24 protein-coding genes and 1 other annotated feature (1 of these 25 only partly in view) are annotated in these 22,679 nt (G+C 50.7%); of the genes, 17 read left to right on the top strand and 7 right to left on the bottom strand.

What is annotated here, in order from left to right; translation table 11 throughout:
* Window positions 1-5, bottom strand: a binding site (T-box leader) (it extends 203 nt beyond the left edge of the window).
* Between the two features lie 46 nt (window positions 6-51).
* Entirely contained in the window at window positions 52-420 is a 369-nt protein-coding gene (locus KNP78_RS03645; RefSeq protein ID WP_034776934.1) for a DUF3899 domain-containing protein, read from the bottom strand.
* A gap of 272 nt (window positions 421-692) precedes the next feature.
* Between KNP78_RS03645 and KNP78_RS03640 the strand changes: the two genes are divergently transcribed.
* The 5 genes from KNP78_RS03640 to KNP78_RS03620 all read left to right on the top strand — a co-directional run bounded on the left by KNP78_RS03640 (window position 693) and on the right by KNP78_RS03620 (window position 6,611).
* Window positions 693-2,309, top strand: a complete 1,617-nt coding sequence (locus KNP78_RS03640; protein ID WP_214823282.1) for a peptide ABC transporter substrate-binding protein — start codon at window positions 693-695, stop codon at window positions 2,307-2,309.
* 302 nt (window positions 2,310-2,611) lie between these two features.
* Entirely contained in the window at window positions 2,612-3,538 is a 927-nt protein-coding gene (gene opp3b, locus KNP78_RS03635) for an oligopeptide ABC transporter permease (RefSeq protein ID WP_034776936.1), read from the top strand.
* Entirely contained in the window at window positions 3,538-4,563 is a 1,026-nt protein-coding gene (opp3C, locus tag KNP78_RS03630) for an oligopeptide ABC transporter permease (protein WP_034776938.1), read from the top strand. The genes opp3b and opp3C overlap by 1 nt, the downstream gene beginning before the upstream one ends.
* A gap of 24 nt (window positions 4,564-4,587) precedes the next feature.
* Entirely contained in the window at window positions 4,588-5,661 is a 1,074-nt protein-coding gene (locus KNP78_RS03625) for an ABC transporter ATP-binding protein (protein WP_034776940.1), read from the top strand.
* On the top strand, window positions 5,661-6,611 hold the full coding sequence (locus KNP78_RS03620) for an ABC transporter ATP-binding protein (protein ID WP_034776942.1): 951 nt from the start codon (window positions 5,661-5,663) through the stop codon (window positions 6,609-6,611). The genes KNP78_RS03625 and KNP78_RS03620 overlap by 1 nt, the downstream gene beginning before the upstream one ends.
* A gap of 72 nt (window positions 6,612-6,683) precedes the next feature.
* Here KNP78_RS03620 and KNP78_RS03615 read toward each other — a convergent pair whose 3' ends face one another.
* Window positions 6,684-7,214 carry an HD domain-containing protein gene (locus KNP78_RS03615; protein ID WP_034776944.1) on the bottom strand — a complete coding sequence of 177 codons (531 nt, stop codon included), beginning with the start codon at window positions 7,212-7,214 and terminating at the stop codon, window positions 6,684-6,686.
* A 227-nt stretch (window positions 7,215-7,441) separates the two neighbouring features.
* Between KNP78_RS03615 and KNP78_RS03610 the strand changes: the two genes are divergently transcribed.
* The 4 genes from KNP78_RS03610 (at window position 7,442) to KNP78_RS03595 (ending at window position 10,295) form a co-directional block, all read left to right on the top strand.
* Window positions 7,442-7,579 (top strand): hypothetical protein, encoded by a 138-nt coding sequence (locus tag KNP78_RS03610; RefSeq protein WP_016510424.1) that lies wholly within the window; start codon window positions 7,442-7,444, stop codon window positions 7,577-7,579.
* Between the two features lie 179 nt (window positions 7,580-7,758).
* Window positions 7,759-8,157: a transcriptional regulator SpxA gene (gene spxA / locus KNP78_RS03605; protein ID WP_015881217.1), complete on the top strand. Its 399-nt coding sequence runs from the start codon at window positions 7,759-7,761 to the stop codon at window positions 8,155-8,157.
* 180 nt (window positions 8,158-8,337) lie between these two features.
* Window positions 8,338-8,994 (top strand): adaptor protein MecA, encoded by a 657-nt coding sequence (mecA, locus tag KNP78_RS03600; RefSeq protein ID WP_034776946.1) that lies wholly within the window; start codon window positions 8,338-8,340, stop codon window positions 8,992-8,994.
* Between the two features lie 68 nt (window positions 8,995-9,062).
* Entirely contained in the window at window positions 9,063-10,295 is a 1,233-nt protein-coding gene (locus KNP78_RS03595; protein ID WP_214823281.1) for a DUF2254 domain-containing protein, read from the top strand.
* Window positions 10,296-10,338: 43 nt separating this feature from the next.
* On the opposite strand, the gene KNP78_RS03590 is transcribed toward KNP78_RS03595, so the two are convergent.
* Window positions 10,339-11,061 (bottom strand): SDR family NAD(P)-dependent oxidoreductase, encoded by a 723-nt coding sequence (locus tag KNP78_RS03590; RefSeq protein ID WP_034776950.1) that lies wholly within the window; start codon window positions 11,059-11,061, stop codon window positions 10,339-10,341.
* An 81-nt stretch (window positions 11,062-11,142) separates the two neighbouring features.
* On the opposite strand from KNP78_RS03590, the gene cls reads away from it, so the two are divergent.
* The 3 genes from cls to pepF are packed head-to-tail and all read left to right on the top strand — an operon-like array spanning window position 11,143 to window position 15,548.
* Window positions 11,143-12,654: a cardiolipin synthase gene (gene cls / locus KNP78_RS03585; RefSeq protein ID WP_034776952.1), complete on the top strand. Its 1,512-nt coding sequence runs from the start codon at window positions 11,143-11,145 to the stop codon at window positions 12,652-12,654.
* A 12-nt stretch (window positions 12,655-12,666) separates the two neighbouring features.
* Window positions 12,667-13,728: a competence protein CoiA gene (locus tag KNP78_RS03580; RefSeq protein WP_214823280.1), complete on the top strand. Its 1,062-nt coding sequence runs from the start codon at window positions 12,667-12,669 to the stop codon at window positions 13,726-13,728.
* 17 nt (window positions 13,729-13,745) lie between these two features.
* The gene (pepF, locus tag KNP78_RS03575; protein WP_214823279.1) at window positions 13,746-15,548 is read left to right on the top strand and encodes an oligoendopeptidase F; all 1,803 of its coding nucleotides are present in this window, start codon (window positions 13,746-13,748) and stop codon (window positions 15,546-15,548) included.
* Between the two features lie 221 nt (window positions 15,549-15,769).
* Here pepF and KNP78_RS03570 read toward each other — a convergent pair whose 3' ends face one another.
* Both KNP78_RS03570 and KNP78_RS03565 read right to left on the bottom strand, forming a co-directional pair.
* On the bottom strand, window positions 15,770-16,543 hold the full coding sequence (locus tag KNP78_RS03570) for a DsbA family protein (RefSeq protein ID WP_214823278.1): 774 nt from the start codon (window positions 16,541-16,543) through the stop codon (window positions 15,770-15,772).
* 85 nt (window positions 16,544-16,628) lie between these two features.
* The gene (locus tag KNP78_RS03565; RefSeq protein WP_200881479.1) at window positions 16,629-17,210 is read right to left on the bottom strand and encodes a CYTH domain-containing protein; all 582 of its coding nucleotides are present in this window, start codon (window positions 17,208-17,210) and stop codon (window positions 16,629-16,631) included.
* Window positions 17,211-17,317: 107 nt separating this feature from the next.
* Here KNP78_RS03565 and yjbM point away from each other — a divergent pair, with 107 nt between their 5' ends.
* Genes yjbM through KNP78_RS03550 form a run of 3 tightly spaced genes read left to right on the top strand, consistent with a single transcriptional unit; the run spans window position 17,318 to window position 19,641 of the window.
* Window positions 17,318-17,962 (top strand): GTP diphosphokinase, encoded by a 645-nt coding sequence (gene yjbM / locus KNP78_RS03560; protein WP_034776960.1) that lies wholly within the window; start codon window positions 17,318-17,320, stop codon window positions 17,960-17,962.
* Window positions 17,963-17,973: 11 nt separating this feature from the next.
* Window positions 17,974-18,771 carry an NAD kinase gene (locus KNP78_RS03555; RefSeq protein ID WP_034776962.1) on the top strand — a complete coding sequence of 266 codons (798 nt, stop codon included), beginning with the start codon at window positions 17,974-17,976 and terminating at the stop codon, window positions 18,769-18,771.
* Between the two features lie 3 nt (window positions 18,772-18,774).
* Window positions 18,775-19,641 (top strand): RluA family pseudouridine synthase, encoded by an 867-nt coding sequence (locus KNP78_RS03550; protein WP_214823277.1) that lies wholly within the window; start codon window positions 18,775-18,777, stop codon window positions 19,639-19,641.
* A 40-nt stretch (window positions 19,642-19,681) separates the two neighbouring features.
* Here the strand turns inward: KNP78_RS03550 and KNP78_RS03545 are convergent, their stop codons facing one another.
* Window positions 19,682-20,848 carry an FtsW/RodA/SpoVE family cell cycle protein gene (locus KNP78_RS03545; protein ID WP_034776964.1) on the bottom strand — a complete coding sequence of 389 codons (1,167 nt, stop codon included), beginning with the start codon at window positions 20,846-20,848 and terminating at the stop codon, window positions 19,682-19,684.
* A 149-nt stretch (window positions 20,849-20,997) separates the two neighbouring features.
* Here KNP78_RS03545 and fabI point away from each other — a divergent pair, with 149 nt between their 5' ends.
* Together fabI and KNP78_RS03535 are read left to right on the top strand one after the other, a co-directional pair.
* Complete coding sequence (gene fabI, locus KNP78_RS03540; RefSeq protein ID WP_131433674.1) at window positions 20,998-21,771, top strand: enoyl-ACP reductase FabI; 774 nt, start codon at window positions 20,998-21,000, stop codon at window positions 21,769-21,771.
* A gap of 85 nt (window positions 21,772-21,856) precedes the next feature.
* Window positions 21,857-22,045: a hypothetical protein gene (locus KNP78_RS03535; protein ID WP_021066964.1), complete on the top strand. Its 189-nt coding sequence runs from the start codon at window positions 21,857-21,859 to the stop codon at window positions 22,043-22,045.
* Window positions 22,046-22,047: 2 nt separating this feature from the next.
* Here KNP78_RS03535 and KNP78_RS03530 read toward each other — a convergent pair whose 3' ends face one another.
* Window positions 22,048-22,557, bottom strand: coding sequence for a YjcG family protein (locus tag KNP78_RS03530; RefSeq protein WP_034776969.1), 510 nt, complete (start codon window positions 22,555-22,557; stop codon window positions 22,048-22,050).
* Window positions 22,558-22,679: the final 122 nt, after the last annotated feature.

Genomic DNA, 22,679 nt, shown 5'->3' with positions numbered 1-22,679 from the left:
TTTCCTATTGTTCTAGCCATAGTGTAGCATATCGTCTGAAAAATCGGAAGGTCAAACGAGGGTGATGACGTAGGAGAGAATGATGCTACCGACGCCGACGTACACCCAACGCGAAGCCGAATGTTTTTGAGCGGCCCGTTCTTCCGGAGTCGCCTCTTCGTCTTCCTCGTAATCCGGATCAATCTCTTTCAACTTGGCGCGTCGGTTACGTTTGAACCCGTACATGATGCCGTCGAATAGTCCAGACGCGCTCATTTGAGAGAACATACCGATTGCAAAGACGAGCATCCCGGCGACGAACAGACCGCCGCTCAAATGAAACAATAACGTTTCATCCTGGTAATAAGAGAGGCTCGACCAGACCGTGTAGGCAATTGTGACAATCCCCCAAACGATTAATATACTTCTAAAATTTTTCAATGTGACAAACTCCTTTCAGCTTGGATGTGCTCCATCGAGTCATCCGCCCTATGGCTCTATGATACCTGTTGCTTGGTGGAGAAGGCGAGAAGTTCGTGTTGAAAATGACAGCGGTTTATTAGGGAGTTGACAGTTTGATTAAAAATTTTTTACAATAGCCCTAACGTTCTTTCGTCGGATACAAAATGAAATATTCAGAAAATTAAAGAAAAAGTAAGATGTTATCGTCCGACGAAACGCCATGCTTCACGATTCAGAAAGGGGACATCGCAATGAAGAAAAAATCGATTTTGCTCATGATGACACTCATCTTGGCACTCGGTTCAGTGCTCGCCGCTTGCTCGACTGGCGGAGACTCTGACGGCGGTTCGTCTTCGAACGGAGAAAAAGTTCTCCGCTTGACGGACACGTCTGATATTACAACGGCTGACCCGGCGCTCGCGACGGACGCAGTCGCGTTCAACTTGATCGCCAACACGATGGAAGGTCTTTACCGTCTGGATCAAGACGGGAATGCCGTTCCTGCAATCGCCGAAGGAGAACCAGAAGTGAACGAAGACGAAACGGTCTACACGTTCACACTCCGCGACGCGGAATGGTCTAACGGCGAACCTGTCACAGCGAACGACTTCGTCTACGCTTGGCAACGCGCTGTGGATCCAAAAACTGGTTCACAATACGCGTACATCATGAACACAGTAAAAAATGCTGAAGCCATCAACACAGGAGATCTTCCAAAAGAAGACCTCGGCGTGAAAGCAATCGATGAGAAGACGCTTGAAGTCACACTCGAGCGTCCGGACCCATCATTCATCTCGCTCACATCGTTCGGTACATTCACACCGATCAACGAAGCGTTCGCTACTGAAAAGGGTGCGGATTTCTCAACGACTCCAGAGAACCACATTTACAACGGTCCATTCACATGGTCGGAGTGGGATCGTGAGCAAGGGTACGTGTTGACGAAAAACGACGCGTACTGGGATGCTGAAAACGTCGCCTTGGAAAAAGTAGACGTACGTGTCGTCAAAGACACATCGACAGTCGTCAACTTGTATGAAGCAGGAGAAGTCGACTACGCCGGCCTTTCATCTGAACAAGTTGCTGCTTTCCAAGAGAACGACGACTATAACACAGGCCTTCGTTCAAGCGTCGGTTACTTCAAGTTCAACCATGAAGATGAAGTCTTCGCTGACGTCAATGCCCGTAAAGCAGTCGCTCGTGCGGTCGACCCAGCCGGAATCATCGACCAACTCTTGAACAACGGTTCAATCGCCACGACTTCGTTCATCCCGAAAGACTTCATCAAGTATGAAGACGGCACGGATTACACGGAAGGCGTGACGCACTTTGAAACGAACGCTGACGAAGCGGCATCCCTTTGGGAAGAAGCGACTGGCGGCGAAGCTGCTACAATCGAACTTCTCTCGTTCGACAGCGAAGTATCGAAACAAATCTCAGAGTACATGAAAGGCCAAATCGAATCGAACTTGCCGAACGTGACCGTGAACATCTCACAACAACCGTTCAACAACAAGCTCGAGCTCGAAGCGAACGGAGAGTACCAAATGTCATTCGCCCTTTGGGGACCTGACTATCAAGATCCGCTCACAAACCTTGGCATCTTCACGTCTGACAACGGTCAAAACGACATCAACTACAAGTCTGCTGCCTACGACAAGTTGATTGATGAAGCATCTGCTGAAACAGCAATCGATGCCCGTTATGACAAATTTAAAGAAGCAGAGACGCTCTTGATCGAACAAGACCAAGCCATCATGCCGATTTACCAAGCTGGTGTCGCTTACTTGCTCCGTCCAAACGTCGAAAACTTCAACCGTCAACTATTCGGTGCTGATTACCAGTACAAATACGTCGATATCAACTAAATGAGAAGGGGGCATGCAACGTGCATGTCCCCCCTTTTCTAAAAAAAATCCGGAAATGAGAGAAAATACTATTCAAATGTTTTGTTGGTAAAGTATAATGTAGTAACAGTGAAAATTCAGAATACTTTACAAACTAAGGATTCTTCAATTTTCATGTGCTGTGCTAAGAGCCTTGAGATGACGTTTGACCTATTCTTTCAGAAAATTCCTTTCATTTTGTGAATTCAAGAAAAGGGCAATATGTCATAGTGACGCTGTTGGTGCAAGCATAGACACATTAGAAAAACAGGGGGTATTTATTTATGGGACGTTATATTCTGCAACGGCTGACTTACGGCCTCATCACGTTCTTCTTGATTGCGACGTTCACGTTTTTCCTGATGGACCTGCTTCCAGGTTCGCCGTACCAAAACCAGGAGAAATTGACTGAATCACAAATTCAACTCTTGAACGATCGTTACGGACTCAATGATCCACTTCCAGTTCGTTATGCGACTTACTTAGGGAACCTTGTGCAAGGTGACCTCGGAGTATCGTTCCGTACGGCCAACCGGCCAGTGACGGATTTGATTATGGAACGGATCGGACCTTCAGCTCAACTAGGGATTCAAGCGCTCGTCCTCGGGACGTTTGTCGGATTGCTCCTCGGGATTGTTGCAGCCATCCGTCATAACACGTACATCGACTATGGTTCAATGTTCGTATCGGTAATCGGGATTTCTGTCCCATCATTCGTATTTGCAGCCCTCCTTCAGTACTATGTAGGGGTTAAGTTGCAAATCCTCCCTGTCGCGTTCTGGGATTCACCGGCTCATACGATTTTGCCGACCATCTCGCTCTCGCTCGGTGTCACGGCGGCGATCGCTCGTTTCGTCCGGACCGAGATGCTAGAAGTGACCGGACAAGATTATGTCACGCTCGCTAAGGCGAAAGGATTGACCGGAAACGCCATCGTTTGGAAACACATGGTGCGTAACGCGATGATTCCTGCCATCACAATTCTTGGACCAATGACGGCCGGCCTGTTGACAGGTACGTTCGTTATCGAAAAAATCTTTGCGGTTCCGGGACTTGGTGAGTTGTTCGTTACATCAATTACGTTGAATGATTACTCGGTCATCATGGGCACAACGCTCTTCTTCTCGGCCTTGTTCATTATTATCATTCTACTTGTCGACTTGCTCTACGGAGTCGTTGACCCACGTATTCGTCTTGGGGGGGATAACTGATGATTGAAAATAAAAAGAATTTCGAGCAGTTCGACCAAGACATGTTCCAACGTGTCGAGATGAATGAACAGCTCGGTGAACGTATTGCCGGTAAAAGTTTGAACTTCTGGCAAGACGCTTGGATGCGCCTAAAGAAAAACAAAGCCGCCATCCTCTCGTTGTCAGTCATTGTCATTCTCGTCTTGCTCGCGTTGTTCGGTCCGATGCTTTCAGGCCGTGACGCTTATGAACAAAACATCTCACAAGCAAAACTTCCACCTAAAGTCACTGGACTTGAGTGGGCAGGGTTTGATGGGATGGCCAACCTCGGTGGACGCGACATCGATTTCTATGAACAGAAAAATGTCGAAGAGAACTTCTGGTTCGGTACGGATTACCTCGGCCGTGATCTTTGGTCACGTGTTTGGGAAGGAACGCGCATCTCGCTCTTCATCGGTTTGATGGCTGCGATCATTGATACGGTCATCGGTGTCGCATACGGTGGGATTTCGGCTTACTTCGGTGGCCGCACAGATAACATCATGCAGCGGATCGTTGAAATTTTGACAGGTGTTCCGAACTTGATTTTGATCATCTTGTTCATCTTGATCTTTGACCCAGGGGTGTTCACGATCATCCTCGCGATGACGATCACCGGCTGGATTGGGATGAGTCGACTCGTCCGCGGTCAAATCTTGAAACTTAAAAACCAAGAGTTCGTCTTGGCAGCTCGTACGCTCGGTGCTTCAAGTAACCGTTTGATCTTCAAACACTTGATCCCGAACACGCTCGGCGCCATCATCATCACACTCATGTTCACGATTCCATCTGCCATCTTCTTCGAGGCGTTCCTCAGTTTCATCGGGATCGGACTTCAACCGCCACAAGCGTCACTTGGTACGTTGATCAACGACGGATACAAAGAGCTACGGACATTCCCGTACTTGCTCGTCATCCCGTCAGTCATCATCGTCTTGCTCATGGTCAGCTTCAACTTGCTCGCCGATGGCTTGCGTGATGCGTTTGACCCGAAAATGCGTAAATAATTATAGAAACAGGGGGACTCGTGAATGGAAACGATTTTATCTGTCCGAGACTTAGCGGTCTCGTTCCATACGTATGCTGGAACGGTACAAGCTGTTCGCAACGTATCGTTTGATTTGAAAAAAGGCGAGACGCTCGCCATCGTTGGTGAATCGGGTTCTGGTAAATCCGTCACTTCAAAAGCGATCATGCGTCTGATCCCGAACCCGCCAGGTGAAATCACGAACGGAGAAATCTTGTTCGAAGGTAAAGACTTGGCGAAGTTGTCGGAAAAAGAAATGTTGAAGATCCGTGGCCGTGATATCGCCATGATCTTCCAAGATCCAATGACATCACTCAACCCGACGATGACGATCTTCAAACAGATTGCTGAAGGATTGAAGCAACACCAAGGTCTTACGGGTGAAGATGCGAAGAAGCGTACGCTGGAATTGCTCACACTCGTTGGGATTCCAAACCCAGAAGCACGTCTTAAGCAATATCCGCACCAACTCTCAGGTGGTATGCGTCAACGGATCGTTATCGCGATCGCGCTCGCATGTAACCCTAAAGTATTGATCGCCGATGAGCCGACGACGGCTCTCGATGTAACGATTCAAGCTCAGATTTTGGAGCTTTTGAAAGACATCCAACAAAAGACCGGCACAGCGATTATCTTCATCACGCACGACCTCGGTGTCGTCGCGAACATGGCTGACCGTGTTGCCGTTATGTACGCTGGTAAAATCGTCGAGAAGGGAACGGTCGATGAGATCTTCTACGAGCCGCGTCACCCATACGCATGGGGACTGCTCGGATCGATGCCGCGCCCATCTGATGACCCGAACGAGGCGCTTCCTGCCATCCCAGGTACGCCGCCGAACTTGCTCGACCCGCCAAAAGGCGATGCGTTCGCACCACGTAACCCGTATGCGATGAAGATCGACTTTGAAAAAGAACCACCGATGTTCCAAATTAGCGACACGCACTATGCGGCAAGTTGGTTATTGCACCCGCAAGCACCGCAAGTGAGCCCGCCGAAAGCAATCCGTGACCTTGCACTCAAGTATCGTCCGGACAGCGCGTTCGCCAAATCGATTTTGAAAGGTGGTGCTGAATAATGGAACGCGAGAAATTACTCGAAGTAAAAGACCTGAAGCAGCACTTTAAAATTGGCCGAGGCCGCGTCGTTAAAGCGGTCGATGGCATCTCGTTTGATATCTACAAAGGTGAAGTACTCGGTCTCGTAGGGGAGTCAGGTTGTGGGAAATCGACGACAGGTCGTACCATCATCGGTCTTTATGACGCGACGGACGGTGACGTCGTCTTCAAAGGCGAAAACGTTCATGGCAAGAAGTCGAAAGCGGAGAAGTTGAAATTCAACCGGGCCATGCAAATGATCTTCCAAGATCCTTACGCATCGCTCAACCCGCGGATGACGGTCGCTGATATCATCGCTGAAGGCATTGATATCCACGGCCTTGCCAAGACGAAAGAAGACCGGATGAACCGTGTCTATGACCTTCTCGAAACGGTCGGTCTTACGAAAGAGCACGCGAGCCGTTACCCGCACGAATTCTCGGGCGGTCAACGTCAGCGGATCGGGATTGCCCGCGCTCTCGCGGTTGAACCAGACTTCATCATCGCCGATGAGCCAATCTCGGCTCTCGACGTATCGATCCAAGCTCAGGTCGTCAACTTGATGAAAGAATTGCAACGCGACCGTGATTTGACGTACTTGTTCATCGCCCACGATTTGTCGATGGTCAAGTATATCTCAGACCGGATCGGTGTCATGTATCAAGGTCACCTCGTCGAACTCGCTCCAGCAGCGCGTTTGTATGAGAACCCGATTCACGCCTATACGAAGTCGCTTCTCTCGGCGATCCCGCTTCCGGATCCAGAGCATGAGCGCACACGTAAGCGGATCGTGTATGAGTCGAAGTCACTCGGTGCCGTCGGACGTTCGGATGAGGATTCAAGCATCCCACCGCTCCGTGAAGTCGAGCCAGGCCATTACGTCTCATTGACAGACGAAGAATACGAAGCGTATAAAGCGCAACTCGTATAATTAGAAAGTCCCGAATCCAACCGGATTCGGGACTTTTTTGAACGCAAAGAAAAACACCATCCAAGGACGGTGTCAGGCGTTTGAGATGCGTGGCAAGTTCGAGAGCCGTTCGACGACCGCGTCAATCAGGCGGACACGGGCAAGGGCATCTTCGATTTCCATCGTCTCATAGTGATGCAGTCCGCCAGGTTGTTCCACGTACGTATCCGCATCATGGACGAGCTGTTGGAGTGGGGTACGTTGAATCCGGTTAGGCGGGAGATAGGAATCGGTATGAAGCAAAATCATGACCGAGATCTCTTTCGCGCGCGCCGGGTCTTCCCCGAGACGAATCAATAGCTTATGGGCGCGTTCGGCCCCTTTAATGGCATGAATGTCGTTTTGACGGTATAAATCGTAGTTCCATTTGCCTTCGGTGTACCATTCGTAGTGACCGATGTCATGGAGCAGAGCGGCTTTCGTCGCTAAATCCGTATCAAGCCCTCGTCGCGTCGCCAATTCGAGAGCGCGTTCACACACGTCGACGGCGTGTTTCAGACCGGAACGGGTCAAATATTTTTGGGTGACCGGATGTTGCATAATCGTCTCTAGCGTAATTCTCATATTCGCTCTCCTCCTTGGTGATTTCAAAGGTTATTTCTATTAACTATACGGGAATTGAAAAAGAAAAGCAAATTTGGAACGTGTGAAATGATGAAAATCTTCGAGATTGTTCAACCATTTTCATAAGAATGTGCTATAATTTAATTGTAGATTAGTGCAAGTTCAAGATTTTCAGATTCAGTAACGGTCGGTGGGTCGAGTCCTTATGGCGTTGGGGGTGAGAGACCATGAAAGAGCGTGACAAAGTATTGCAACAGAAAAAGAAACTTCTGAAGGAAGTCCTCAAGAAGAAATTGAAAGACTTACAAGTGAAGCCTGGCAAAGAGACGGTATCACAACCGGTTTCTCGAATGCCGGCGTCCTAGAACGGTCGATCAAGGGTCGCATTCTCCTGAATGCGTCCTCTTTTCTTACCCGAGTGAGAAAAGTTATCATTGAAGTTTCAATAAATAAGAATTATTATAATTAAGTGGACGAATTTTTGGGTATACAAATAGAGTCACTTGAAAAAGATGAACGAACACTTGATCAGGGAGGAACGAAAATGGTCACATTGTACACGTCTCCGAGCTGCACATCGTGCCGAAAAGCACGGGCATGGCTCGAGGAGCATGATATTCCATTCACGGAACGGAACATATTTTCAGAACCACTCTCACTCAATGAGATCAAACAAATCCTACGTATGACAGAAGATGGGACAGATGAAATCATCTCGACCCGATCTAAAGTTTTCTCGAAAATCGACGTATCGGTCGATGCGCTTTCACTCCAACAACTATATGATTTGATTCAAGAATATCCAGGATTGCTCCGCCGTCCGATTCTGATTGATGAAAAACGTCTTCAAGTCGGGTACAACGAAGATGAGATTCGTCGATTCTTGCCGCGCAAGGTCCGGACGTTCCAACTTCAAGAAGCGCAACGACTCGTCAACGAGTGAGGAAGCATACTGTCTAAGCAGTGTGCTTTTTATTATTCCGTTTTTCCGATAAAATAATAGTAACAACCCCATCATCAATAGATTGACACGTTAAAAAAAGGGTACTATGATAACAAGACAATTTCCCCTCTCCTCCTTAATTGTTGAAGTAGGAGTGAGGTGAGAAGGGAGTGGACAATCGTGAAAATTGAGCGCATCAACGACAACACCGTCAAATTTTTCATTACGTATGTCGATATCGAGAAACGCGGTTTCGCTCGTGATGAAATCTGGTATAACCGAGAACGTGGTGAGCAGCTGTTCTGGCAGATGATGGACGAAGCGCACGAACGAGAAGATATCTCGTTTGATGGTCCACTATGGATACAAGTACAAGCGTTTGAAAAAGGACTTGAAGTGACCGTGACGATCGCGAAAAATGTGATTGACTCTGAAGACGATTCTGAGCTTGGGTCACTGCTGCGCTCGGCAATCGATGAGGCGCGCGATCAGCAATCGGTGCTTGATCAATTGAGTGAACTTGATGAAATCGAAGCTGAGCCGGAGGCGTGGGCTCCGCTCGCCATGGAAACGGATGACTTTGAGGCGATCATCTCGCTCAGTAAACGAGCAGGAGAGGCGTTGAACAACGTCAACCTTAAGTTATTCCATTACGACAATCGGTATTACTTGTGGATTGACTTCCCAGACGAGATGGAACCGGAAGAAGAAGAGAACGTATTAAGTCTCTTAGCCGAGTATTTGACGTTCAGCACGCAGACGTTAGCGATGCTTGAAGAATACGGCAAGCTCATTCTCGACGGGGATGTCTTCTCAAAAGTCCGTCACTATTTCTAAACCCTAATCGCCTGTTCATGTGGACAGGCGATTTTTTTACCAATTTATACATACGAAGAGGTGTCGTGATGCTCAAGCGGATTCAATTAAAGTTGGAAGATAGCACCTGGTTCGTTCCGTTTTTATACGGAGTGGGAGGGATCGCGTTAACGTTCCTGACTCAATATTTTGGAAGCTTCTTTCGGGAGCTGTTACCGGAAATCATTTATTTAGACAAGGATTCAGCAGCTTCTGTCCTGTCTTCGTCGTTCACGAGCCTCATGACGATGATGACGTTCAGCTTTTCGACGATCCTCGTCGTCTTGACGACGTATTCGTCGCAGTTCTCGCCTCGGACGATCAATAACTTTTTGACGAACTCGGCGTCGAAGCATACACTCGGCCTGTTCATCATGACGACGGTGTACGGCATTACGAACTTGTTCCTTATCCGGACATCGGATGAAGACGTCGTACTCGCTTCAGGCATCAGTGTCCTGCTCGTCGTCAGCTCGATTTGGGCGTTCGTTAAATTCATTCAAACGATCAGCGTCTCGATTCAAGCGGAACGCCTCTTATCGGCATTGCACCGCGAAGCGCTATCCGTCATCGAAAACCAAAGACGGGCGGTCGAAGAGGAAGACATGTATATCGTCCCGAAACGAACGGTTCACACGTTCGAAGGACAGGCGGTCTATGCCTCTCGAACGGGCTACGTCCAACTGTTCTCGAGCGAGAAGCAGGAGAGCCGTGACGTTGACTTCGAATCGGTCGTGGCCGTTGGGGACTTTGTAGCGGAAGGAGATATTCTCGGCTATTGGCTCGCAGAAGAAGCGCCCGATATCGACGTGTTCCAAATCGGTGAAATCCGTTCATCGATTCAAGACCCGGCGTTCGTCATCGAGAAGTTGAGTGAGATCGCGCTGAAAGGCGTCTCACCGGGCATCAATGATCCGAATACGGCGATTCACGCGATTCACTACATCGGCGATATTTTACGCGAACTGAGCCGATTGCCGGCAGGCGACTTTTTATTCTCCAATGACAAGAGTAACTGGCATGCCAAACGTAAAACGATGGAAGCGACATTGTTCGAGGCGTTCGCTCCTGTGAAGACGTATGCGAGTCACGACATTTTCGTGATGGCATCCGTCTTCGAGGCAATCCGAATCGCGCGGATTCAGGCACACGCCTCGCATGATGAAACGTTCGAGGAATTCATCGACTACTTTGAGGAAGCGCTCGACTTGGATGAGTTGCATCCACGAGAGAAAGCGTTCTTGACGAATCAGATGACGAAAGCACGGAAAATACGTGATTAACGAGAAAGGAAGGGGTCCGAGAAGACCCCTTCCTTTCTGTGCATCATGAGAGGGTATAGCCCCCATCGACCGTAATGGCTTGGCCGTTGATATAGCTCGACGCCTCACTCAACAAGAAGGTCACGACCGGCGCCACTTCATCCGGTTTAGCGGCATGTCCCCGGAAATGATGGGTCATCGCCTCTTGGAACTTGGCTTCCCCGCCGTACAACTTGTGACTGAGCGGGGTGTCGACCGGACCGAAACAGACCGCATTGAAGCGGATTTTGCCTTTCATTCGATGGGCGAACGTCTTCGTCAAGGCGATGACGGCCGCTTTGGACGCGGCGTATGGACCAAGCATCGGTGGGAATTTGACGTGGCCGACGATGGCAGCGTTGTTGACGACGCTCGCTCCATTCGCGAGGAGCGGGATAGCGCGTTGGATAAGTCGATTTGTCGCGAGCACGTTCAGTTCAAAGACGTCATCGAACGCGGACGCAGGCAACCGTTCTGGTGTCCCGGGGCGCCCGAACGTCGCCGCGTTATTGAATAGGCCGTCTAACGTGATGGCCCGGTCTTTGAGTTCGTCCATCATCGCCTCGATGTCGTCGGGTTGGGACAAATCGCATGCCATAAACGTGACGCGAGCGGATGCCGCCTCGATTTCTTCGCCTCGTGCCTCGTCTCGGCCGATGCCGATGACGTCATGTCCTTCCTCTGCTAACCGGAGGGCAACGGCCCGTCCAATCCCGCTCGTCGCTCCCGTAATCAAAAATGTGCCCATATTTCGTTCGCTCCCCTCAAAAGATGGCGTTAAGTTGTATAATTATGATAATACAAGATAGAAACGGGGTCAGTTTATAATATGTTGCGACGCATACAAGTCCTTTTATCCCTGATTTTGCTCGCAGGTCTCATTGCCGTATTATCATATTACTGGAGCTCCCAAGTGATTGGCTTGTTCTCGGTGCTCGTCTTTTTGACGACGTTCAGCATTTTGCTCGTCATCTTGCTCGAGAACCGCAATCCGCAACGGACGCTCATTTGGGCGATCGTCATGCTCGGCTTCCCGGTCGTCGGTCTGTTCGCTTATTTCGTGTTCGGACAGAACTATCGCCGGAAGCGGATGTTCAAAGAGAAAGCGATGCTCGATGAAGAGACATACCTCGCCTATCGGCAGAAGGCGATGACGTTGTCGCCGTCACTCATGTTCTCCCACGACGATTATGAGAAATTGCTCCATTTGACGTCGTCACTCAATCAATTACCCGTCTCATCGAACACGTATACGCAAGTGCTGACGAACGGGCAAGAAAAGTTTTCGAAACTGTTGCCCGCCTTGAAAGGGGCGACCCGCCACATCCATCTCGAATATTATATTTTCCGGGAAGATCGTATTTCTCGGGAAATTCAACGCATTTTGATCGACAAGGCGAGGGCGGGGGTCGAGGTCCGCTTCTTGTACGATGCCGTCGGCTCGATCCATACGAGCGGGACGTTCTTCGACGAGATGCGGCAAGCAGGCGTCCACGTCCAAGCCTTCTTCCCCGTCGTCTTACCGCTCGTGTCGAGCAAGACGAACTACCGGAACCACAGGAAGATTGTCGTCATCGACGGCACGGAGGCGTTCACCGGCGGGTTGAACGTCGGTGACGAGTATTTGGGCGAACATTCGAAGTTCGGCTTCTGGCGTGACACGCATCTGTACGTCAGAGGGGAAGGGGTGTCGGAACTGCAACTGATCTTTTTGCAGGACTGGTACTATATGACGGGCGAGCGCCTGTTCACTCCGTTTTATCTCGAACCGCTCGAGACGGTACGCAGCGCGAGCGGGGGTGTACAAATCGTGGCGAGCGGACCGGATGAACCGTATGAGACGATGAAGTCGATCTATTTCGCGCTGATCAACGCCGCGAAAAAATCGGTCTATATCTCTTCGCCGTATTTGATTCCCGATGAGGACATCATGAGCGCGCTCAAGACCGCCTCGCTGTCCGGAATCGATGTCCGGATCGTGCTCCCGAGCTATCCGGACCATAAGATCGTGTTTTATGCGAGCCGGTCGTACTTCGAGGAGCTGCTCAGCGCCGGTGTGAAGATTTATCTGTATGAAGAAGGGTTCATGCACTCGAAAGTCATCGTCGTCGACGATGGGCTGGCGACGATCGGGACGGCGAACATGGACTTCAGGAGCTTCCACCTCAATTTCGAGGTGAATGCGCTCTTATACAACACGAATTCCGTCCATCAGCTCAAGCAAGATCTCTATAAAGACTTTGAAGGGTCACACGAGTTGGAGTTGCAAGCGTTCTCGGAACGGTCGTACTTCATCAAACTCGTCGAGTCATTGGCCCGAATGTTTTCACCACTACTATGAGGGGGAAGCGGGATGCGGTTTGCCATCGATCGGACAGGGGGGTATGTCGATGCCCTTACGTTAAGTCGGGGGCGGATCGAACCGTTTGCCCCTTTTGTGTGTCCAGAATGCGGGGAACGGGTCATCGTCAAGCAAGGTGTGAGGCGACGGCTTCATTTCGCACATGTCCATCCGTGTGGACGAGGCGAGTCGACGGGGCACCACGAAGACAAATGGGGTGTTCGGCAGTGGCTTCAGACACAAGGTTACGCCGTCGAACAAGAAGTCGTCATCGGCGCACGTCGTGCCGATTTGCTGGCCCGACGCGACGATACGAGGCTCGTCATCGAAATTCAAGCGTCGACGCTCACAATCGAGTCTTACGTCGAGCGGACGAGACATTATCGCGACAACGGACTCGATGTCGTCTGGCTGGCGAGCGGATTAGAACCTAGTGCTTGGCCTTCATTGCAGCCGTGGATGCGTCACGAACTGTTTAGACGGCATGGCCTCCATGTCCCTTACAAGCAATCACTTTATCGTTTCATTGGCTTCCCGATATCGGTTCGACGTGGCGTTGGTCATTGGCAGACCGTATCGTCATTCTCGAGTTCGCCGTTCGAATGTTATTATCGTTTCGACGCCCAGCAATGGGTTCAACTCGTCCGGCGCCGCCGGATGACCCCGCCCTATCCGACGCCGCAGTACCGCCGGCTCGTCTTGAACCGATTGTATCCGATCGGAATGTTACCATCTCTCATGCCGAGTTGCTGTTACTTGCCGTTATCCTCGCTTTGGGGCATCCACGTCCATCCGTTCACGTTTCAGACGGTGCTTTATTTGAATCGGCGTGAGCGTCCCGACGACTCCGTCGCATGGAGTATTGAGAAGACGTGCCGCCAGTTTGACGTGACCCCGACAAGCGACTTTCTCCAAGCGTTTGAAGTACAATGGAGACAACTCTTGAACGTGTTTGATATGACGGAGTCGGTGCGGGATTGGCACGTCCCAAAGACGCTAGAGACGGCCCTTCTCCACGATCTTCGATTATTTCAAGGGTTTCAGCGATTCATGGCGAAATCGTATACAAACTAGGAAAAGGAAGTGGACATATGTCAGAAGTACTCACACGAAAACAAGTACCCGTCGAGGAGACGTGGAACTTGGAGACGATTTATGCGGACGATCAGGCGTGGGAACACGATTTTGAGGCATTGAAAGCAAACGTGCCGGCCTTGGTCGAGTTTAAAGGTAAACTCGGGGAATCAGCCTCTACTTTGTTTGAAGGCCTGCAACTTCGCGACGACATCTCGCGTCAATTGCATAAACTGTATACATACGCCCATATGCGTTATGACGAAGATACGTCGAACAGTCATTACCAAGCGTTGAACGACCGGGCGGGCTCGCTCGCGGCCCAAATCTCGGCTCAGCTCGCATTCATGACGCCGGAACTGCTCGCCATCGATGAGAGTCAAATCGAGGCGTTCATGGCGGAACACGAATCGCTCAACGTCTATCGCCATGCGTTCGACGAGTTGGCGCAAGAGCGTCCGCACGTGTTGACGGAAGCCGAAGAGGCGATTCTCGCTCAAGCTGGTGACGTGCTCGGCCAGTCGAGTTCGACGTTCGGCATGCTCAACAACGCCGATTTGAAATTCCCGAAAGTGAAGAACGAGAAAGGTGAAGACGTCGAATTGACGCATGGCCGTTACATCACATTCCTCGAGTCGAGCGACCGTAGCGTCCGCGAAGGGGCGTTCAAGGCGATGTACGGCACGTACGAGCAATATTTGAACACGTTCGCCTCGACGTTGTCAGGCAGCGTGAAGAAGGATAACTTCTATGCGACGGTCCGTAAGTTCGAGAGTGCCCGTCAAGCGGCGCTCCATCATAACGCCATCCCGGAAGCGGTATACGACGGTCTCGTCGAAGCGGTGAACGAGCGCCTCGACTTGTTGCATCGTTACGTCGCGCTCCGGAAACGGGCACTCGGTGTGGACGAGCTGCATATGTATGACTTGTATACACCGCTCGTGAAAGACGTGGACATGAAAATTCCATATGACGAAGCGAAAGACTTGATGGTCAAGGGACTCGCACCACTCGGTGACGAGTACGTCCAAATCGTCAAGGACGGTCTCGATTCACGCTGGGTCGACGTCCGTGAGACGCGTGGCAAACGGAGCGGTGCTTACTCTTCAGGCGCGTACGACACGCAGCCGTTCATCTTGATGAACTGGCAAGACAACGTCAACAACTTGTTCACGCTCGCCCATGAGTTCGGTCATTCGGTCCATAGCCATTACACGCGGGCGTCGCAGCCGTATCCATACGGGGACTACTCGATCTTCGTGGCCGAAGTGGCATCGACGACGAACGAGGCGCTCTTGAACGACTATTTACTGAAGACGCGTACAGACCGCCAAGAGCGGCTCTATCTCTTGAACAATCAGCTCGAGACGTTCCGTGGCACGTTGTTCCGTCAGACGATGTTCGCCGAGTTCGAGCATATGATCCATAAAGCGGCCCAAGATGGCGTCTCGCTCACACCTGAGTACTTAAATGAGACGTACCTCGAGCTCAACAAGCGATACTTCGGAGACGAGCTCGTCATCGATGGGGAGATCGCCTTCGAATGGGCACGGATCCCGCACTTCTATTACAACTACTACGTCTATCAGTATGCGACGGGCATCTCGGCGTCGGCCGCATTGTCGCAACAGATCATGGACGAAGGGGAACCGGCCGTCCGTCGTTACATCGACAAGTTCTTGAAGGCCGGGTCGAGCGATTATCCAATTGAAGTATTGAAGGCGGCTGGAGTCGATATGACGACGAAAGCACCGGTGCTCGCAGCGCTCGATCAGTTCGAGGCCGTGCTAGACGAGATGGAAGCGTTACTTTTCCAATAAAAGAAGCGGGGCGTGAACATTATGTGACAATATGAACAAAGTGCTTGTCACGGTGCGCTCGTCTCGGTATATTATAAGTGTGAAATCAATCACAAACCCCTTTATTGACCGTAAACTTTCTCCCAACCTGTGATCTGTATAGATACTCGGGTACGATGTTTTCCGTCCCCGCGGGAAACATCGAAAAAACCCACGGCTCCCCGGCCGTGGGTTTTGTTGTGTCATTTATTCGTCGCCCAAGCTTCGCCGCTGCAGCCCGGGACAGGCCGGCAACGTTGTTGGAGCGACAGTTTTTTTAATTCTCTTTCGATGACAGGCTTGTCGAGCTCTAAAATGAAAGCGAGCTCGGTAATCGTCGAGGCGTCATAGTGTCCTAACACTTTCTCGACGTTCCAATCGGTCTCACGGGTCGGTACATAGCCGAGCAGTTCGGCCATGACAGCCTGATAGACGTCATACGGATAGAGTCCTTCGATTTTGAGCGCCTCGTCACGCGTGACGAACGTCAAGGCGGGAAGCGATTCGATTTCCCAGTCTTTCAAGATCTCATGATCGACCGCCAGTGCGCTCAGCAGTTGATTGGATTGGATATCGGCAGCCAACTCATCGATGTCGAGTCCATAACTGACGAACGAGCGGGCAATTTCCCATAAGTCGCTGTCGCTAGAGCCATCCTTCAAAAAGATATCGTTAATATGCAGATGGCGCATGAAGCGCATCGCATGACGTTTCCCTTGTAACTCCATAGCCTTGATCATCGTGAGAAGGCGAACCTCTTCTTGACATCCGCCAACACAACTAGGAACCGTCGAAACCATACGGAAACGAATCAAGTGCCCGTATTCAAGTTCGAGTTTTTTAATGAGTGTCATCACGTGAAGCCCGTTTGGATCTGAGATGTCCATGAAATAGAATAACTCTAATGGCTTATATGTTACTTGGATAGAAGATTCTTCCAATGAACAGGATGACTCATTACATTGTTCAAGTTCCATTGTGTCGCCTCCTCTCGTAAACAAAAATCAAATATATCGTATGCTCATTGTAGCAACGAAAAAAAAAGGTTGGCAACGTATCTGCTCAACCTTGGTTTCGACGCATCTTTTCTTCCATGAATCGAACGATTTTATTTTTGGCGGGCCGGAGGGGAATGCCATGGCGATGAAGAAGCTGTTCGAACGCGAGTTTGCCCTTCGCTTCATCGGTCACTTCAAATTCTATTTCATAGTCGTGAATCTCCAAATAATGACTTTCGTCAAGGACGAGCAGACCGTCTGGCGTCTCGATTTCCGCACGTTTCGTCTCAAGGCGACCGAGATGTTCGAGCGGGCCGGACAAGTCGAACGCGGCGAGCGCCTCTTTCATTTGGTCATCATGGATGATGCCGTATTTGAACAGGTTCTCGGCCTCTGCCTCATTGATTGGGGCATGTGTCTCGAGCAGTCCAACGTCATGCGGTTGTTTGAGTGTCAACACTTGGCCATGTTTTTTCTCGCGAATCCGTAGGGCGGCGCCGTGCTTCTTCAGTTCGAACGTCGGTGTATCGAAATAGTCATTCGCCTGCCATTTCACTTTGTCCGTTAAATCGTAGGCGGTGAGCAAGGTCTCATACTCGTCTTTCGTCAACATCGATTTGAATTCAATTTCCACTTCTTGGGTCATAAATCATCGCTCCATTCTATGAACAATTGTTCGTTTATGATACCATACAATCGGATACATACGGAAAAAGCAGGGTTTTCCGAAATGAACGAAAGTGGTGACAGCATATGCAATCAATGGATTGGGATCAATTTTTAGTGCCGTATCAAATCGCGGTCGATGAACTGAAAGTTAAATTCAAGGCGATTCGGAAACAATATAAATCTCAAAACGACCACTCACCGATCGAGTTTGTCACGGGACGGGTCAAACCGGTCGGTAGCATTCTCGAGAAGGCGAAGCGAAAGCAAATCCCTTACGACAAGTTGTCGACGGAGATGCAAGACATCGCCGGACTCCGCATCATGTGCCAATTCGTGGACGATATCGTCCACGTCCTTGAACTGCTCCATCACCGGACCGACTTTAAAATCGTCGAGGAACGTAACTATATCACGAACCAAAAGGAATCAGGCTACCGCTCTTACCATTTGATTCTCGAATACCCGGTTCAAACGATTCATGGCGAGTTCCCGACGCTTGTCGAAGTCCAAGTGCGGACGCTTGCGATGAACTTTTGGGCAACGATCGAGCACTCGCTCAACTATAAATACGACGGGGATATGCCGGTCGAGGTGCAGGAGCGCCTGCGCCGGGCGGCTGAAGCGGCATTTTTGCTCGATGCCGAGATGAGTCAGCTCCGCGTCGAGATTCAAGATGCACAGCAAGTGTTCCGGGATAAAGAAATGAACGTCCAAACGGACCAAGACTAGGGGGCCAAGGCATGCAGTTTGCGATTGTAGCACGGGGAGACGCGCGTTCGGCCGACATTGCGCGCGAGTTGACGAATAAATTGACCGAAGCGGGGCATTCGGTCTCGAAAGAGCCGCGGATCGTCGTCTCGGTCGGTGGGGATGGGACGATGCTCCAAGCGTTCCACGAATATATCGACCGGCTCGATGATACGCTGCTCGTCGGGATTCATACGGGCCATCTCGGTTTTTACGCCGACTGGCAACCAGACGAGCTCGACGAGTTGACGGAAATGATCACGAGCGAATCGTTCGAACCGGTGTCTTATCCGCTCGTCGAGGTGCTCATCGATTACGAGGACGGGACGACCGAACGACAACTCGCCATGAACGAGTGTACGATTAAAAACTATAAACGTACGCTCGTCTGTGACTTGTCGATTCGCGACGATTATTTCGAGACGTTCCGAGGTGACGGGTTATGCATTTCGACACCATCCGGGTCGACGGCCTATAACAAAGCACTCGGGGGTGCCATCGTCCATCCGTCGATTGAAGCAATCCAAGTGACGGAGATGGCGTCAATCAATAACTTGGTGTACCGGACGATCGGTTCACCGCTCTTGTTGCCGAAGCATCATCAAGTGAAGATCGAGCCGCACACGAAAACAGAATTCGAACTCGCGTTCGATCACCAAGAAGCATTGTCGTGGTCGAACGTGCGCTCGATTCGCTGTGCGGTCGCGAAAGAAAAAGTGACATTTGCCCGGTTCCGCCCGTTCCCATTTTGGCGACGGGTCCGGGAATCGTTCATTGAGGAAGGGAAGTAACCGATGTACGGATTCACATTGCATCGCGTCGCGGGGGCGAACGTCCCGCTGCGCGATTTTTTAATGACAGACTGCGGCATCTCGCGCAAGATGTTGACCCAAATCAAACAAGGGGGGCTCATCCTCGTCAACGGAAAGCCGCGGACGGTACGTTATGACATCAGCGAAGGAGATGATGTGACGGTCCATTTCCCGGTCGAACAGCCGGCGGAGACGATGGTCCGCTCGTCACGCCCGCTCACGATCCTGTTTGAGGACGACTATTTGCTCGCCGTCGATAAACCGGCTGGGATCGCGACGATCCCGTCCCGGCTTCATCCCGACGACACGCTTGCCAATGCGGTGCTCGGATATTACGAGCGAATCGGATTGCAGTCGGCGATTCACGTCATCAATCGACTCGATCGTGACACGAGCGGCGTCGTCTTGTTCGCAAAATATGCGTACGTGCACCATCGGTTCAGCAAGTTGCAACAGACCGGGGGCTTGTCACGGACGTATCTCGCTCTCGTCGAAGGCGAGGTTTCGCCACAGACGATTGACGCTCCTATCGGCCGTGCCCCGGATTCAATCATGGAACGAATCGTGACGGCAGACGGACAGCACGCCGTGACCCATATTCTCGAAGTAGAGCCACACGAGGCATATACAGCGCTGACGATCGCCCTCGAGACCGGACGGACGCATCAAATCCGCGTCCATCTGCGCCATATCGGGCATCCGCTCCTCGGGGATACGATGTACGGTGGTAAGACCGTACTCGACCGTCACGCGCTCCATAGCGCCTCGGCGACGTTTTGCCACCCGATGACGGGCGAGAGACTCGTCATTGAGGCGACATACCCGCATGATTTTCGACTTGAAGCATAATACAAACAGTCCCGCACTCAGCTGAGCGCGGGACTGTTTTTCAATCGTCGTCGAACATATACGATTTTGATTTCGACGCGACGTTCATGACGAGGCCGATGGCAATCATGTTCATGATGATTCCGGTCCCGCCGTAACTGATGAACGGTAACGTCAGACCGGTGATTGGAAGGACACCGATCGTCATGCCGATGTTCTGGAAAATTTGGAACGTGAACATGGCGATGACTGCGGTCACGATGTAACTGCCGAACGGACTGCTTGCCTCAAGCGCGATATGAATCATCCGGTATAAGAACAGGAAGAAGACGATTATCACGATGGCCGCACCGATGAACCCATAATGTTCAGCGATGACGGCGAAAATGAAGTCGGTCTGCGACTCCGGCAAATAGACCAAACCTTGACCGTAGCCGGCCCCGAACATTTGACCGGACCCGATCGCCTGAAGCGATTTAATCAATTGGAATGCCAAGTCGTCGGAATACTCATACGGATAAATCCACGCTTGGAATCGATTCAAGGCGTGTCCCGGAACAAAGCTTTGCAACACCTCGAAATGGGAGAAGAACAAGTACATGAAACCGCCGATCGTCACGGCAGCGGCGCTGAACAGACCGAGCAACCATTTCCAGCCGATTCCCGAGACGATGATGATGGCCCCGAGCATCGTGATGAGAACCAGTCCGGTCCCTAAATCCGGTTGCGTGACAATCAGTCCGAGCGGCGGAATGGCGAGTAGGACGAGCTTCATTAACAGCCACGTATCCTGTTGGGATGAGCCATAGCGTTTATTATGGTCGTAGACGATCGTAGCCATGGAGATGAGCAAAAACAACTTCATGAATTCGGCCGGTTGAAAACTGAAACCTGGCACGTTGTACCAGCCGTACGCCCCGTTGATGTTTGGAACGAGTGTCGTATCTCGGAGCGGTATCAAGCCCACTAGCAGCAAGAGCCCGAAGGAATAGAGATACCAGTGAATTTTTCGCAACTGTTCGTACTCGATCGTCATGATGGCGAACATGGCCACGAACCCGATGATGTAACGGATTCCTTGATCGAATGCGAAGTTGATATGTTGTAATCGTGTCGGCAACATCGGTTGTGCCGTGTAAATGGCGCCTAGGCTTATGACCATCAAGAAAAAGACGATTGTCAAAAGTGTCGTGTCTAAACTTCTTAAATAAGATTGAATGCGGTTCATGATGAAGTCGTCTCACCCTTTCTATACGTATTTTATCTTACCGTAAGTTAAAAAAATCGCAATACGTTACGCGCTAGTTGACAAAACAGACACCATTCTGTAATCTGATAACAGATGTTATAACCAGGTACTAAAAAGGGGAGTTTACGATGTCAATCTATCCAACGTTAACGAATAAGACGTATGTCGTCATGGGAATTGCCAATAAACGCTCGATCGCATGGGCGATCGCGAAGACGCTCGACGCGGCAGGTGCGAAGCTCGTCCTTACGTATGCGGCCGAACGCTTCAAATCAGGTCTTGAGTCGCTTGCGGCCGATTTGAACGGAGAGGCCCTACTTTTAGAATGCGACGTCACGAACGACGAAGCAATCGATACGACGTTCCGTACGATTCACGAACAAGCAGGGCCGATTCAAGGGATCGCCCATTCAATCGCATTCGCTGACAAAGAAGCACTACGCGGCGAATTCTCGGAAATGACGCGCGGGCAGTTCGCGCAAGCGCTCGACATTTCGGCGTACAGTTTGACGGCAGTCGTCAAAGCGGCCAAGCCGTATTTCGCAGAAGACGCTTCGGTCATCACACTCACGTACCTCGGCGGTGAGCGCGTCGTCCCGAACTACAACTTGATGGGTGTCGCGAAAGCAGCTCTCGACTCGAGCGTCAAATACTTGGCGAACGAGTACGGACCTCACGGCGTCCGCGTTAACGCGATCTCGGCAGGACCGATTCGCACGTTATCGGCCAAAGGTGTCGGCGACTTTAACAGCATTTTGTCTGAGCTTGAACAGAAGGCACCACTGCGTCGCAACGTCTCGGCAGAAGAAGTGGCCTCGACGGGCTTGTTCTTGTTATCGAGCATGGGCAGCGGTGTGACAGGAGAAGTCATCCACGTCGACAGCGGTTATCATATTTTGTAAATATAGGGGAAGGGCGCAGCGATGCGCTCTTTTTTGTATTATTCCGACCTGATTTCGGGTAAGGACCTGTGAAGGAGGTTGGATCATGGGTCCTTATCAGATTGATTTCACGGTCGTCCAATATGGAAATCGCCAAGTTCAACCGACAGAACGGGCGAATATCGAGCCGGTCACGCGGATTCAGCGTGTCCAACGAATCCGGCCGCGCCAAGAAGAATGGCTAGAAGCCGAACAACAAAACAGCCCCGGTCGATTTGTCGACCGGAGCGTGTAATCTTATCCGCGGAACCGGAACGTCTCATAGACGTTCCATGTTTCGTTTTCGAGCTCATACATGACGGCCATACGGTTGACCGTTTCCTCGAAATGAACTTGCTCCATGCGCATCCGTTCGAGCACGTCGAACAGTTCGGCATCGGTCAAATCTTGCCCGATGGTGATGTGCGGGAGAAACTCGTATTTGGGAGGCTGGTTGAGAAGCCCCTCGTGGAGCTTGTCTTGGAGCGCTGACAGTTCGCGCGTCGGCAACACTTTTAAGTAGAGGACGTTGTTCGTCGGTGCGAACGAGCGGACCCCATCGATTTTTAATTGGATCGGTTTGGTCGAGTCCGCGACTTGTTGCAAATACTCGAGCACTTTCGGTAAATCGGCTTCGTCAATCTCCGTGCGTTCCTTGATTGTCACGTGTGGTGAAATCAAGGCGTACTTCGTATCGTACCGCTTCCGATACGAGTTGGCGAAATCTTGAACTTGTTTTGATGGAAATAAGACTACCCCAATCTTCATTCCAGTTCCCCCTTTATAAAGTGGTCTACTTTTTTATGATGACCGATTTATTGAATGAAGTCAAAGCGGGCTTAGTCTTTTTTTCGAGTTTTCAGTATAATAGAGGTTGAGTACTTCGGGAG

It is taken from the genome of Exiguobacterium sp. s28 (genome assembly GCF_018618135.1).
Classification (GTDB): domain Bacteria; phylum Bacillota; class Bacilli; order Exiguobacteriales; family Exiguobacteriaceae; genus Exiguobacterium; species Exiguobacterium mexicanum_A.
This window is presented reverse-complemented; position numbering and strand designations above follow the sequence as displayed.